At 48.2% G+C, this 13,404-nt stretch carries 11 protein-coding genes; 4 read left to right on the forward strand and 7 right to left on the reverse strand.

Annotated elements, in window-relative coordinates; all coding sequences use genetic code 11:
- Positions 1-55: 55 nt before the first annotated feature.
- The 4 genes from H6G00_RS08615 to H6G00_RS08630 form a co-directional block, all read right to left on the reverse strand.
- Positions 56-1,090 carry an ABC transporter substrate-binding protein gene (locus H6G00_RS08615; RefSeq protein WP_190796453.1) on the reverse strand — a complete coding sequence of 345 codons (1,035 nt, stop codon included), beginning with the start codon at positions 1,088-1,090 and terminating at the stop codon, positions 56-58.
- Between the two features lie 82 nt (positions 1,091-1,172).
- Entirely contained in the window at positions 1,173-1,952 is a 780-nt protein-coding gene (map, locus tag H6G00_RS08620) for a type I methionyl aminopeptidase (RefSeq protein WP_190796442.1), read from the reverse strand.
- Positions 1,953-2,084: 132 nt separating this feature from the next.
- Entirely contained in the window at positions 2,085-3,482 is a 1,398-nt protein-coding gene (locus tag H6G00_RS08625; protein WP_190796443.1) for a DUF3095 domain-containing protein, read from the reverse strand.
- A 392-nt stretch (positions 3,483-3,874) separates the two neighbouring features.
- Positions 3,875-4,477, reverse strand: coding sequence for a superoxide dismutase (locus H6G00_RS08630; RefSeq protein WP_190796444.1), 603 nt, complete (start codon positions 4,475-4,477; stop codon positions 3,875-3,877).
- Positions 4,478-4,759: 282 nt separating this feature from the next.
- On the opposite strand from H6G00_RS08630, the gene H6G00_RS08635 reads away from it, so the two are divergent.
- Complete coding sequence (locus H6G00_RS08635) at positions 4,760-5,374, forward strand: superoxide dismutase (RefSeq protein ID WP_190796445.1); 615 nt, start codon at positions 4,760-4,762, stop codon at positions 5,372-5,374.
- Between the two features lie 146 nt (positions 5,375-5,520).
- Here H6G00_RS08635 and tpiA read toward each other — a convergent pair whose 3' ends face one another.
- The gene (gene tpiA / locus H6G00_RS08640; protein WP_190796446.1) at positions 5,521-6,246 is read right to left on the reverse strand and encodes a triose-phosphate isomerase; all 726 of its coding nucleotides are present in this window, start codon (positions 6,244-6,246) and stop codon (positions 5,521-5,523) included.
- Between the two features lie 364 nt (positions 6,247-6,610).
- Here tpiA and H6G00_RS08645 point away from each other — a divergent pair, with 364 nt between their 5' ends.
- Positions 6,611-7,123 carry a hypothetical protein gene (locus tag H6G00_RS08645; protein ID WP_190796447.1) on the forward strand — a complete coding sequence of 171 codons (513 nt, stop codon included), beginning with the start codon at positions 6,611-6,613 and terminating at the stop codon, positions 7,121-7,123.
- Between the two features lie 278 nt (positions 7,124-7,401).
- Here the strand turns inward: H6G00_RS08645 and H6G00_RS08650 are convergent, their stop codons facing one another.
- Positions 7,402-8,046, reverse strand: a complete 645-nt coding sequence (locus H6G00_RS08650; protein WP_190796448.1) for a YqiA/YcfP family alpha/beta fold hydrolase — start codon at positions 8,044-8,046, stop codon at positions 7,402-7,404.
- A gap of 110 nt (positions 8,047-8,156) precedes the next feature.
- On the opposite strand from H6G00_RS08650, the gene H6G00_RS08655 reads away from it, so the two are divergent.
- Positions 8,157-9,317 carry a succinate--CoA ligase subunit beta gene (locus tag H6G00_RS08655; protein WP_190796449.1) on the forward strand — a complete coding sequence of 387 codons (1,161 nt, stop codon included), beginning with the start codon at positions 8,157-8,159 and terminating at the stop codon, positions 9,315-9,317.
- Complete coding sequence (locus H6G00_RS08660; RefSeq protein ID WP_190796450.1) at positions 9,314-10,231, forward strand: CoA-binding protein; 918 nt, start codon at positions 9,314-9,316, stop codon at positions 10,229-10,231. The genes H6G00_RS08655 and H6G00_RS08660 overlap by 4 nt, the downstream gene beginning before the upstream one ends.
- Here H6G00_RS08660 and H6G00_RS08665 read toward each other — a convergent pair.
- Positions 10,228-13,176, reverse strand: coding sequence for a glycerol-3-phosphate acyltransferase (locus H6G00_RS08665; RefSeq protein WP_190796451.1), 2,949 nt, complete (start codon positions 13,174-13,176; stop codon positions 10,228-10,230). The two genes, H6G00_RS08660 and H6G00_RS08665, sit on opposite strands and share 4 nt — an antisense overlap.
- Between the last annotated feature and the right edge of the window lie 228 nt (positions 13,177-13,404).

Consider the following 13,404-nt stretch of genomic DNA (forward strand, 5'->3'; position numbering starts at 1 on the left):
ACCATTCCTTGTTGGTTCTTTGGCATTTGAGAACGCCCAATGACCCATGACTTCTTCAAGTGCTTTCTTGAATCGCAAGCACAAACTGTGGATCTAAGCGATCAGATAAGTTAGGAATCTGGGCAATTTGTTCCTGATTTTTGAGGAAGTTTGCTAGATCATCCATTGGCTTTAAAACATAGAGATTGCTGTCAGAATTATTGAGCATCTCAATATTCGCGTTTAGGTTTGCCAGCTTAACTCCTTTTAACTGTTCGCTTAGATCTTGTGGAGTTAACTCTAGCTGCTCAGCGGCGATCGCCAACCCCTCGTTAGGATTAGTGGTGAGGAATTCTAATCCTTTAAGGTTGCCTTGAATAAAAGCGGCGATCGCCGCCGAATTGTCTGAGATTGCCCCAGTGTTAAAGATGAATAAATCAGCGATCGCCGTCGGTGTTGCTAACTTTGAACTGTCATAAATAACCCGCCCATCTGACTGAGCCTGCTCTGCGGTAAACAGAAACGGTGCATAAGTGACAGCAACCTCAACATTGCCAGATTGATAAGCCGCCGCTGCCGCATCTGGCGTAACATTAACCAGCGTTACATCCGCTTCGGATAATCCCGCTTCAGACAACACTTCAAGTAAAAAGAAATGGCTGACTCCACCGATTTCAACCGCAATTTTTTTATCTCTGAAAGCAGCAATATCTGGAATGCTATTTCGAGCAAGGATGCCGTCACCTCCATTGGAAGTATCTACCACATAAACCACACGGTAGTCTGCCCCATTCGCCGCAAGCAAAACCGCCTCCGACGGCACCAGTGAAAGACCGTCGATCTGCCCTGCGGCAAAAGCAGCACTGGCATCTGTCCCAGAGCTAAACACCTTCACATCCAGATTTAGCCCCAATTCCTCAAAAAATCCTTTTTCCTGAGCAATATACAGAGGGCTATAGCCAATCCAGGTGACGATCCCCACCGCAGCAGAGGTAGAATCTGCTGCGGTCTGAGAGGGTTGGGCAGCCTTAGTACAGGCATGAAGAGCAATTCCCCCTGCAGCGCCAGAAATAAGCTGTAAAGCCTGCTGCCTAGTCCAACTTGATCCTATGAACGTGACCGCCTTTGCGCTAGGTTCGCCAAAAGCATCATGACATTTGGGTAAGTAATTTGTGTAATCTAAGCTACACCCATCAGGATGTGACTAGAGCGGGATGTAAGGTGAGAATTTCAACCCCATCTTCAGTGACAACGATTGTATGCTCAAACTGAGCCGAAAGCTTGCGGTCTTTGGTCAAGGCTGTCCATTTGTCAGCCATCACCTCAACTTCCCAAGTCCCTTCATTAATCATTGGCTCAATCGTGAATACCATCCCGGGTCTCAACTTTTTGCCTTTACCTCGGGTGCCGTAGTGCGGAATTTGGGGAGCCGTGTGAAAAATACGGCTGACTCCGTGTCCAACAAAGTCTCGAACGACTGAGAAACCTTCTGCTTCCGCATATTCTTGAATGACTGCCCCAATATCACCAATACGGGCACCAGGTTTCACTGCTTTAATGCCCCGGTTTAAGCATTCTTCAGTAACCTCAACTAGCTTTCTAGCAAGGGGAGAAGGTTCACCCACAAAAAAGGTGCGGGAGGTGTCGCCATGATAGCCATCCAGAATTGGAGTGACATCAATGTTGATGATGTCACCCTCCTTTAAGATTTGCTTGGCATTAGGAATGCCGTGACAGACGACCTCGTTAATGCTGGTACAGATAGATTTTGGGAAACCGTGATAGCCTAACGGAGCGCTTTTAGCACCATGTGCCTGAGTCCAGCGCTCAGCTTCATCGTTCAGGTCTAAGGTGCTAACTCCAGGCTTTACCATCGGGGCGAGGTGGTCAAGGAGTTCAGCCGCCAGTTGTCCAGCCCGACGCATTTTATCAATTTCTCGGCTCGACAACAAAACAATGGGTTCGTTATCCATGAATTTCTAGCTACTATGTTTCCCTTCTTTTACTTTAACCTGCTCTCATTGGACTTCTTGCAGATTGAAGGTTTTGGCTGGGATCAGTAACGCTTACCGGACTAGCTTTTCCGTTGGTGAGGCGTAACATATTTAGCAGGAAATGCAGCTGTTTGCTTTACCTTCATGTGGGTCTAATGTGCATGAATTCAGTGCATTCGACCACAGGGGACTGGTCTGCAACAGGTCAGGTTGAGAGAACAAGCCAGATTGAGGAAACAGATCGGGTCGAGGAGAGTAGCCACGTGCATCTCGCCGCCGCATCATTCTGACAAACGTACTCCAGTTCAGCGCTTTTTGTTTCATTCTTTCTTTTAGCGCTTTTGCTGCAAGCGTATAGCCACCGTCTGCTCCGTCTACAAAATGCACCTGAGGACCGTTTCGCTCAAATACCATGCAGGTCATTAAGGCGCGATCGGAGGTATACGTCCCGTATACTAGTTTGCCTTGCTTGTATTTTGTTTCCAAGTAGCTATTTAGTGCCTCCCGTTGCGCGGCTGTGCCTGAAATCACCATCCGTAGCATGTCGTCAAACTTTTTATAGTCAGTTGCGCCAACCACGATGTCTTTGTAGGTGCCCCAATCCATTTCCCCTGCCTGAGTTTTGAAATGCATTAGGAACAGACCTAAAAGGTTTTCTAGCTGGATTTTCCATAAATACAGCTGTTTATGAAGCCGACTGCCTGATTTTGCCCGTAGTTTAGTTTCCTTTGAAAGCTTTTTAGAGCTGAATGTTAAGTTAAGCGTCTTGCTATGAACGGGACGATAGTCTACCTCATCGCCATAAATTTGCTGAATTTTATTGATGATTTCAGCGTAGAGGCTTGCTAAGTTTTCGCTGCCATAGGCAGTTGCCATAACTATTAGGCTGACAAATTCTCCATGCTGGCTAGGAATGTCTTGCCAACGACACTCTAATCCAGACAGATCTACATCTGCGAAAGACTTTTCAGGTGTAATCCTATAAACTTCTGTAGCGTTTGGGTCTTTCAAAAGCTCTGTTGCGTAGGTTAACCCACCTCCAATGAAAACACTTTGGCTGTAGTTTTCTGAGACTTTTAGTTTGGCAACCTTTACGTCGTAGTTAGCGGCAATCGCCACTGACACAGGCACGATTCCGACGCGTAGATCCATCCCAAATTCTTGAACTGCCAACTGTTGTACAACGCTCAAAGCCTGTTTTGTTTTAGCAAAAAGACTCGGTGGAATCAGAATGGTTGCCCCATCTCCACCAAACACAAACGGAATATCGGTTGTGTCCTTATGACTATTTGCTCCATTTCCCAATGTGTTTAGCACTGCAACAATTGAGCAAGCGCCTAGCAGATTGACATCCTTGTAGTGCCCTGACTCAATTGCCTTAGTTGATTCAACAATGTCAGTAATCACGATGTACCAGTCTTCTGGCACGGGTATGAAATTGCTGGAATTAGTGATATCCAGAAAGTCCGTTAAAGTTGGAAGTTCTGAGTAGAAGTTTGCTGTAGACATGCTTTTGTCCTGATCTTGAATCAAACTGCTGGATCGCGATTCAAGCACCCAATAAAAGTCATTAAAGCAGTCGTTGCTCTGCTGACGGTATATTCTAAAGTTAGAAACAAAAGGTGAAGAACTAGAGAAAATAACTGAATTTATTTTGGAGATTTTGGGCTGGCTTCAGAGAAAATCGCAAACGGCATCAATACTATTATGGCAGTTCACTTACTTCAGCATCTATGTGGGACTACGTAAGTCAGCAGAACTTGAATAGAAGCAAAATTTCCTGCTGGGATACGCTCCACTTCGGGAGCAGTGCGTACAGCATTGTCCTATCAAAAAATGGGGTGAGTTCAAAGCTCTCACCCCATTTTGTTCTAGATTAAGGCGATCAACGCTATAACCGTCTATTTAGCAGCAGCAAATTGTTCTGCTACATAATCCCAGTTAATCAAGCTGTCTACGAAGGTTTTAGCGTAGTCTGGGCGACGATTTTGGTAGTCGAGGTAGTAAGCGTGTTCCCAGACATCCATCGTCAGCAGCGGAGTCTGACCTAAGGCGATCGGGTTTTCGGCGTTGGAGGTTTTGGTTACTTTCAGGGTGCCCTTGTCTAACACGAGCCATGCCCAACCGCTACCAAACTGGGTGCCACCCGCTGCAAGAAACTCTTCTTTGAACTTGTCGAAGCTGCCAAAGTCAGCGTTGATTTTGTCGGCTAGCGCTCCAGTAGGGGTACCGCCGCCATTAGGCTTCATGCAGTTCCAGTAGAAGGTATGGTTCCAGGCTTGGGCTGCGTTGTTAAAGATCCCGGTTTTACTAGAGTCGCCGTAGGTTGCTTTGATCACTTCTTCGATCGACTGACTAGCAAGTTCTGTTCCTTCGACCATCTTGTTGAAATTGGTCACGTAGGCAGCGTGATGCTTATCGTGATGAAACTTCAGGGTATCTGATGAAACATGAGGTGCTAAAGCTTCGTAATCGTAAGGTAGGGGGGGAAGTTCGTAAGCCATGTGTTCGTGCTCTCCTATTCAAAGGTTTTCGGGATCTAGAGCTGAAAAGCTTGATAAAACTTGCCAATGGACTGGAGCGATTGCTCTGACCATTGCAGCGCTATCGATAGGATTTTATATCAAAAATCCTCCCAATAGATAGAGCTACAGAATACTAAACCCTTTCAAAACGGTGGAGAAGCTTTGATTTACGAGGGAAAACGCAATTGGAACTTTTGATAGATTTATCTTTCAAAAGTTTACAATAAGGTAAGCGTGATGACTCCAATAGGAGGAAAACCTATGGCTTTTGAATTGCCATCCCTTCCATACAGCAATGACGCGCTAGAGCCTTATATCGATGCGCAAACCATGCAAATTCACCATGACAATCATCATGGAACCTACGTGAGCAAGCTCAATGCTGCGTTAGAAAAGCATTCTGACTTACAGAACAAGTCTGTTGAGGAATTGATTCGTGACTTGAATACGCTGCCCGATGCGGTGAAGACAGCGGTACGCAACAACGGGGGCGGTCACTTTAACCACACCATTTTCTGGACGCTTATGGCTCCCAATGCTGGGGGAGAGCCAAACGGGGCGATCGCCCAAACAATTACTGATACGTTTGGTGATTTTGAGAACTTCAAGCAACGGTTTAATGATGCGGGTGCGGGTCAGTTTGGTAGCGGTTTTGTTTGGCTAGTTCGCACTGCTGACGGCAAGCTAGACGTGGTTAGCACCCCAAATCAGGACAACCCCCTAACCGAAGGGCATTTCCCCATCATGGGCAATGACGTATGGGAACACGCTTACTATCTGAAATATCAAAATCGCCGCCCCGAATACCTAAAGCAATGGTGGAACGTGGTCAACTGGAACGAAGTTAACAACCGCTTCGCTCAAGCTAGCCGATAGGGTCACGATTTAAAGGATCGGATTTGGTCACTGGTCTGATTTAGAGAACTTGCAGGGACGTTTTACGAAGCGTTCCTGCAAAGCGTAGATGTTGGCGAATCAGATCTGGGTTTAGCAATCTGGATTTAGTAACGGATGACTTTGCTCTACTGAAAGTTAACAATTCGGGCAAAGTCAGATGGCTCGAGGCTGGCACCACCTACCAACGCACCATCAATTTCGGGCTGAGCCATTATTTCGTCAATGTTGCCAGGTTTTACAGAGCCGCCATATTGGATTGGCACGTTTGGATTAGTGAGCTGGTTACGAATCAGACTAATTACCCGGTTTGCTTCGATCGCCTCACAGGTATCCCCCGTGCCAATCGCCCAAATGGGTTCATAGGCAATTACTAGATTGTCTTGATCGACTTCCACCAAGTCCCGCTTTAGCTGTTGGGTGATTACAGTTTCAGTCTCACCCTGGCTTCGCTGATCCCCAGTTTCTCCAACACAAAGAATTGGCGTTAATCCGTGCTGTTGAGCTGCTTTGAGCCGCAGGTTCACCGTTTCGTCGGTTTCGCCAAAATACTGTCTACGTTCACTGTGCCCCACGATTACGTAGCGCACCCCTAGCTCTTTCAACATGACGCCAGAAATTTCACCTGTGTAGGCTCCTGCGGACTCCCAGTGGATATTCTGTGCACCGATTTTGATGCGGCTTCCGTGCAAATTTTTGGATAAAGCTCCCAGAGCGGTGAATGGAGCGCAAAGCAAAATTTCCCGATCATCGGGAGTTTCATTCAGATGGTTCATAAACCCTTGCAGAAATTCCAGCGATTCCGCCTGGGTTTTGTACATTTTCCAGTTGCCAGCAATAACAATCTTTCGCACGGATGCCACAGTGTAGGGTTCAACACATTACGCAATGCATCCTACAGTTTAAGGTGTACCTGGATCAATCCCAGAGTTTTTTGTAACGATTTCAGGCAAACGCAGGTCAAACAGATTTGCTTAGATAAAATAAATCTTCATCTCTGCTTCAAAATCTCTTGATTGTTGCGTCGCGATCGCCTTAATTTCCTGCCATAAAATAAGGCAATGGGCGCAGTACAAATCACTAGGTTTTCTTGCTTTTCCTGATGTCTGTTCTATCTGGCGATTTTGTCGGGCAATCCGTGTCTGAGCTACCAGCACCTTTACAAAGATTTAGACATCTATCAAGTCGATACAGGCTGCTACTAGTAGCGCACAGTTTATGAATGGGCGAGAAAATGGGTCTAGTACAAATAACCATCAGTGCCAACTCGTTTCAGAATGCTCGAGTGAGTCCGATATTCTGAACCAGATTAAGTGTGGGCATTTGCTAATGGTGAATGACCGACGACGAAATGGTCTGATTTTGTGTAAAGCCTATCATGCTGAATTTGCTGGACCCGGTGCCGCAGTAGGCAGCTTTTTTGACGTAGACTGCGAACGTGTTGTACCTGTTGGCGACCTGTCTTTAATTTCCCCTGAATCTCACGAGGAGCGTCAAAAAGCCTATCTCATCCGGCGACAGTGGATTCGCCTGACGCAGCAGTTTACTGATAAATCACAGCCGCTCCAGCGGGCGCAGATGATTCTGAATCAGTTTGAGAATTATTTTGACCAGGAAACGATTGAGCGAATTCCTGATGACGCATTTGCGCTATTAGTTGGGGTTTTGCCCTATTCGGTGAGAATGGTACGCCGCCCTCCTGGGCAGCTCAACGTTAAGGTCAAGGTTTAGGAGTTCGCAACACATCAATTCCTATGAAGCGCGTACTGTGGTGCGCCTTCATCCATATCTGCAACATCTTCACACCAAACTAGTGGCATGTCGAGCTTAGAATGTTGGGTTCCGCTGCGCTTCACCCAACCTACACAAGCTACACAAGTTGAGAAGAACTGTAGGTTGGGTGGAGCAGAGCGGAACCCAACACTTTAGACTTGCCGTACTACTAGTGTAGAGTTTCAGAATTTGGGTGCGATCGCACTAATGACAATTAACAAATAGTAGTTCACGACCTAAAGCTGACAAAAGGTTTGAATTTCTCGCCAGATTTCAGGTTGAACATTCGCTAGAGCATGGTCGCTGTCGAGTTCGATCAGTTTGACCCAGGGGCGTTGATTTGCAAAGTCGCGGCTCGCCTGGATAGGAATCACCTCGTCAGATTGACCATGCAGAATCAAGGTAGGAAGCGATCGCTGTAGCTTTGTTTCTTCATATTGGGCAGCGTCAGCCACAAAGTCGTAGTGTAGAGGCAACATCCGCTGTGCACTGTAGTGATAAACCGATAAATATTGCTCTGTCTGCCAGCGCTGCACTTGCTCTGTGCCAAGTTTGGGCAACCAGTGCGCTAAAAATCGAAATGCAGGGGCTAGCAGCACTAAGCGCTCGACCTGATGCTGATATTCCCCCAACCAAGCGGCGGTTAGTCCACCCAAACTAGACCCAATCAAGGTGACAGGTTGTGGAGTCGACGGAAATGCGGATTGGATTTGCTGGATCTGACGGCTCAAGGTCAGATGAGTGAAGTCTTCTTGATTCAAATCGGGAGTTTTGAGGTCGATTTTGAGCGATTGGAAGCGCTCGCTCAAATACACTGCTTTAGCTGATTGAGGGCTAGAGGCAAATCCATGTAGATAAATAAAAGTATTCGTTGAACTCATCGTGGAAACCTATAAATAAAAATCTATAGAAACATGCCTGATGTTGATTCACAGTTTGCAGAGTCGAGATAGATGCGCGACACTATCTTCTTTAGGGGTGACTCGTCACAATGGACTTGTTGGAATATCAGGCTAAGCAATTGTTTCACGAGATGGGAATTCCCATCTTGCCCTCGCAGCAAATCAACCATCCGAAGGATCTGAAGGGCTTAAAGATTCCTTATCCTGTTGTACTAAAATCTCAGGTCTACACAGGTGGGCGGGGCAAAGCAGGCGGGATTCGCTTTGTAGAAAATACAATCGATGCAGTTGCTGCGGCTCAAACTATTTTTAATTTGCCAATCACAGGCATGTATCCTGCTGTGCTGCTGGCAGAAGCAAAGTATGACGCGGATAGGGAGCTTTATCTAGCCGTGATATTAGACTGGTCGGCCCGTCGTCCACTCTTGCTGGGTTCCCAGCAGGGCGGGCTGGACGTAGAAGCGACTATTGGCGCAATGCAGCAAGTTATTGTGGATCAGGAGTTTTCTCCTTTTTATGCTCGCAGGCTGGCGCTAAAAATGGGGCTGCAGGGAGAACTGATTCAGTCGGTGAGTGACATTTTGGAGAAAATGTATCAGCTATTCCTGCAAAAGGATTTGGATTTGGTTGAAATCAATCCTTTAGCAGTGAGTCCTGCGGGAGAACTGATGGCACTAGACGGCAAAATTACAGCGAATGACGACGCATTGGGACGACATCCGGATTTGGCTGCTCTCCAGGCGAAAATTCCCAATCAGATTAAAACCAGAATCTTGCCAAGGGACTTATCAGAAACGACATTGGTGGAACTGGAGGGCAATATTGGCATCCTCTGTAATGGGGCAGGGCTAACAATGTCCACGGTGGACTTGGTTCACCAGGCGGGAGGGCGGTTGGCTAGTTTTCTAAATCTGGGGAGTGAGTATCGGCACAATGATTCGCCTGCGGTTTTGCGCGACCGGATTCAGCAAGGGTTAGAGTTAATGATGCAGAGCAAAAATCTAAAAGTTGTATTGGTGAACATCCTGGGAAACGTAATGCTTTGCAAGCAGACTGCAGAGGCGATCGCCACTCATTTACAGCGTCAGCTTGATAGCTGCACAACACCTTTTGTGGTCAGACTAGTTGGGGATCAGTTTGACGAGTCCCGTCAGATGCTCCAAGCGTTGAACCTCCCTTTGTTTGACGATTTAGACGAGGCGATCGCCGAAGCAATTTCTCTTAGCAATAGCGTTTTAAGGGCAAAATGAATTTCACTTCAGAGAGCAAGGTACTGGTTCAGGGCATTACTGAACCACTCGGTTCTATCTATGCGCCGTTGATGCAAACTTATAGCGGTCAAATTTTAGCTGGGATCAGTCCTGGGCATGGCGGGCAAGAACTAGAAGGAATTCCAATATTTGACCTGGTTGAGCAGGCTTTGTTTAGTGTAGGCACAGTGGATACAAGCGTAATTTTTGTGCCGCCCTATCAGGTGTTAGATGCGGCGCTGGAGGCGATCGCTGCCGGAATTCGTCAACTCATCGTGGTGACAGAAGGGGTACCACCGATGGACATGATGCGCTTGTGCCGCATTGCAGAAGCGTCCGAAACCCTGGTTGTCGGGCCAAACTGCCCCGGAATTATTGTGCCTGGTCAGATTTTGCTAGGTACTCACCCAGCGGAGTTTTACACGCCTGGGAAGGTGGGGATCGTGAGCCGTTGCGGAACGCTTACTTATGAAGTGGCAAGAGAGCTGTCTCAGGCTGGGTTTGGGCAGTCGATCGCTTTGGGAATTGGGAGCGATCGCGTCATTGGTTCGACCTTTCAGCAGTGGCTTCAAATTCTAGACGAAGATGAAGAAACCGAGGTAATCGTGCTGGTCGGCAAAATCGGCAGCGACAGTGAAGAAGTTGCAGCTCGGTACATTATTGAGGCGATTGATAAACCTGTAGTTGCGTACATTGCGGGCGGTACGTTGCCTCAGAGTCAATACACAGGACATGCTGGAGCGGTAGTCTCTTCTCAAATTGCTGGATTGAGAGATGAAGTAGGCACTGCCAAAAGCAAAATTGCTGCCCTCAAGCAAGCAAAAGTTCCGGTTGCAGAACGTCCCTCTCAGTTACCTGATTTGCTGAAGCAAGTGCTTAGGGGTGGCACCAAATCCAGCCCTAAAAAGAGCTAGGGCAAAATTTCTACCGTGCCTTGCTGTCCGTCAATCTGTACTTGCTGCCCATCTTGCAATCGTTGAGTGGCGTTGCGAATGTCCATAACTGCCGGAATGCCATACTCACGAGCAACGATTGCTCCATGCGAGAGCCGTCCCCCTACTTCTGCAATTAAGCCGCCTGCCCTTGCCAACAGGGGTGCCCAGCCAGAATCGGTGTAGGGCACGACCAGAATCGTTTCACGATCGACTTCTGGCAATCGCTGCAAATTTTGTAGCACTTTTACCCGTCCGATGACTCGACCTGGGCTTGCTCCAATGCCGCGCAGTTGGCGGGCAGTTTGTCCAACAGACTGCGATTGATAGGTCAGCATGGGCGGATCGTTGCCGTACACCAAAGCTGGCACTGACCGAAGCCGATGGTCTTGCTTGAGCTGCGATCGCCGTTCTGCAATCAGGTATGACAAGTTTTCTCGCAGTTTTAGATCTGACTCAGCAATGAGTCGCTGAATCTCATCGAATTTGAGAAAGAAGATATCTCCTGCTTGCTCCATTACACCTGATGACAGCCACAGTCGCTCCAGTGCTACAAAGCTCCAGCGCAGTTCTGCCAGCAGGCGACTGTAGAGCACCGTAACCTGCGCCTTCAGGTTTAAGCGAGATTGAACCTGGGTTGCCTTCCAGCTCTGCCGTAACTTAACTGCTGCGTCAGATTCTGCTGGCGGGTTAAACAGAAACTGGGTAAATAGGTCTTTGACGGGCTGCGGATCTTCTTTCCAGGTAGAAACTGCGATATCCGTTCCTACACGGCTGAGATAGCCATAGCGATCGAGAAACTGGTTGAACTGCTCCAGAACCGTATTTTTGACATCATCCGGGTTGTCTATAAGAGCAGCAAAAACCGCAGAACTGTTAGGCTGAAGCGAGTCCAACGACATTGAAGAACGAGCATTTGCGGTTAAGGTTTGGAGCGATCGCAAAGCATCTACTTCGGGCATCTGGCTGGTGTCTAACTCTGCATCTTCGACTTTAAATAGCGCTTGCCGAATTGAGACGCTGAGTGGAGCCAAAATACTGTAGTAGGTTGCTCGCTTCAGCAATTCCAAAATTTGATTGATGCGTCCCAGCAGCGCTACGCTCGACAGTTCCTCCACGGGCTGAGCTTCGAGGTCAGCAAATCCTGAAACAAAATGTTGCTGTTGATCCTGGTCAAAATCCTCTACCAGACGCAACTCTCGTCCCATGAGCCGCAGGAGTCCCGGTACATTTTTCAGCGTTGATGTTAAGGGCGGCTTGCTGAATCGGGCTCCTCTAGTGAGAAAGTCCAGACTTTCTGGCGGCAAACCCATGCGGCGAAAAATTTGCCCCAGCAGCGAAGCATTGAAGTAGGCAGAGGAGTGGTGCAGCGTTGCCGTTTCATTGAAATCTAGCCCACGAGCGCGATCGCCCAGCACAATGGTAAAAATTTCACCCCAAACACCACAGGTGAGAGGACGGTTAATCGACCAGGTTAAGGGATGAATTAAGCCAGGAATTACTTCCGCCGCAATCTTGCGCGTCCAAATAGGCAACAGCGTTGTAATGGGACGCGACTGCAACAGCCAGAGTTGCTGACCGTCATAGCTCCACTCAATGTCCTGGGGAACGCCATGATAGCGGGCTTCCAGATGACGAACCAGATAAGCTACCTGCTGAATCAGACGAGGCGGCACGTCCCCCGAACCTTCCACCTCAAGCGACAGCATATCGGGCAATCGCCAATCAAACGGATCGGTTTGGGGATCTTCACTAAAGTGAAACTCAATATCCTCGACCCAAACCCGATATTGCTCTGGGGTAAACTGCCCTGATACAATCCGCTCTGCACCACCGGGTAAGGCTTCGATGACAACTGCATCTCCTTGACGAGCGATCGGGTCACGGCTAAAGGCAACTCCCGAAAAAACACCCTGGATCTGATGCTGAATCACAACCGCCATTGCGCTTTCTGCCACTTTTAGGTCTTGCCGATATTGAACAGCGGCAGGACGGCTGTAGGAAAGCTGACATTGGGCGATCGCCTGCTCCAATACGGGCTGACTCGTCACTCTCAAAATCGACTCATACTGCCCTGCTGCGGATGCGATATCGGAGTCTTCACCGATTGCAGAAGAGCGAACTACCAATGGTTCTTCAGCAGAGGGTTGCAATAACTCCAGTAAAGGAGCAGGATCGTCTCCTGGAGGCAGCACCCAACCCATTGGCACTGGATAGCCCCAACGACGCAACTGGGAAAGCGTTGCTGCTTTGTGACCAACTTTGTCAGGATTGAGGTTGCGATCGAGCGAAAGAATGGCGCGATCGCCCCGAAAAAACTGAAACACAGACTGAGAATCTCCTCGTACTGCACCAGTGGATAGATTCAGGTCATCAGGAATTTTTTGATAAATCCAGGCTAATAACAGACTCAGGGTTACTGCTGCGCCTACCACTTCACCGCTATGGGGATGGCGCAGAGCCGTGACTAGTGGCAACAAAATCAGAACAGATGTGCGTCCTTGCTTACGCTCACGCAGAATTGTAAAGGTAGCGGCGCTAATCAAAAAAATCAGTCCTGCCCCAACCCAGTCAAACGCAATGTAGCCCCACACTACGTTAGTCGTACCTGCGCCATTGCTGATCCAGAAACGTCCCATCACCAGCGCAATCAGCGCCATCAGTTCCCAAACTGGGTCAGTTGGAAAGAATTGCCTCGCTAACCAAACAGCCGCAATTCCCTTCAGTGCTTCTGACAAGACGGCCAAAATTCCAACAAGTCGCCCACCGTGATAAAACGCCGCTGAAACACTGACATTTCTCGTACCAATCTTGGATAATTGCCGACCTGTCAGAGCCCGTGTAATCCAACTGATCAGGGGTAGACCACCCACAAGTGGACAGACTAAGAAAATGAGCAGTGATCCCCAAACCTGCGTCAGTGTCATGAGCGTATCTAATCTCAGCAATTTTGGGATATGTCCCTGGATGATTATAGGGGCGATCGCTCAGTTCAAACGCTCTATCTCAAACCAAAATGCAAAAAGCGCCCCCTTTCGGGAACGCTTTTGCTTGAGCTGTGACTAGAGTCTAGCCAACAATGCTAGGAGCCTTCACAGAAGCGAGGTCGAGCGGGAAGTTGTGAGCATTGCGCTCGTGCATTACTTCCATACCCA

The organism is Leptolyngbya sp. FACHB-541 (genome assembly GCF_014695875.1).
Taxonomy (GTDB): domain Bacteria; phylum Cyanobacteriota; class Cyanobacteriia; order Elainellales; family Elainellaceae; genus JAAUTN01.

What these genes read in the sequence shown, in the direction of transcription:
- map (WP_190796442.1), bottom strand. Translation starts at nt 1,952, where the DNA reads ATGGATAACGAACCCATTGTTTTGTTGTCGAGCCGAGAAATTGATAAA.
- H6G00_RS08625 (WP_190796443.1), bottom strand. Translation starts at nt 3,482, where the DNA reads ATGTCTACAGCAAACTTCTACTCAGAACTTCCAACTTTAACGGACTTT.
- H6G00_RS08630 (WP_190796444.1), bottom strand. Translation starts at nt 4,477, where the DNA reads ATGGCTTACGAACTTCCCCCCCTACCTTACGATTACGAAGCTTTAGCA.
- H6G00_RS08635 (WP_190796445.1), top strand. Translation starts at nt 4,760, where the DNA reads ATGGCTTTTGAATTGCCATCCCTTCCATACAGCAATGACGCGCTAGAG.
- H6G00_RS08645 (WP_190796447.1), top strand. Translation starts at nt 6,611, where the DNA reads ATGAATGGGCGAGAAAATGGGTCTAGTACAAATAACCATCAGTGCCAA.
- H6G00_RS08650 (WP_190796448.1), bottom strand. Translation starts at nt 8,046, where the DNA reads ATGAGTTCAACGAATACTTTTATTTATCTACATGGATTTGCCTCTAGC.
- H6G00_RS08655 (WP_190796449.1), top strand. Translation starts at nt 8,157, where the DNA reads ATGGACTTGTTGGAATATCAGGCTAAGCAATTGTTTCACGAGATGGGA.
- H6G00_RS08660 (WP_190796450.1), top strand. Translation starts at nt 9,314, where the DNA reads ATGAATTTCACTTCAGAGAGCAAGGTACTGGTTCAGGGCATTACTGAA.
- H6G00_RS08665 (WP_190796451.1), bottom strand. Translation starts at nt 13,176, where the DNA reads ATGACACTGACGCAGGTTTGGGGATCACTGCTCATTTTCTTAGTCTGT.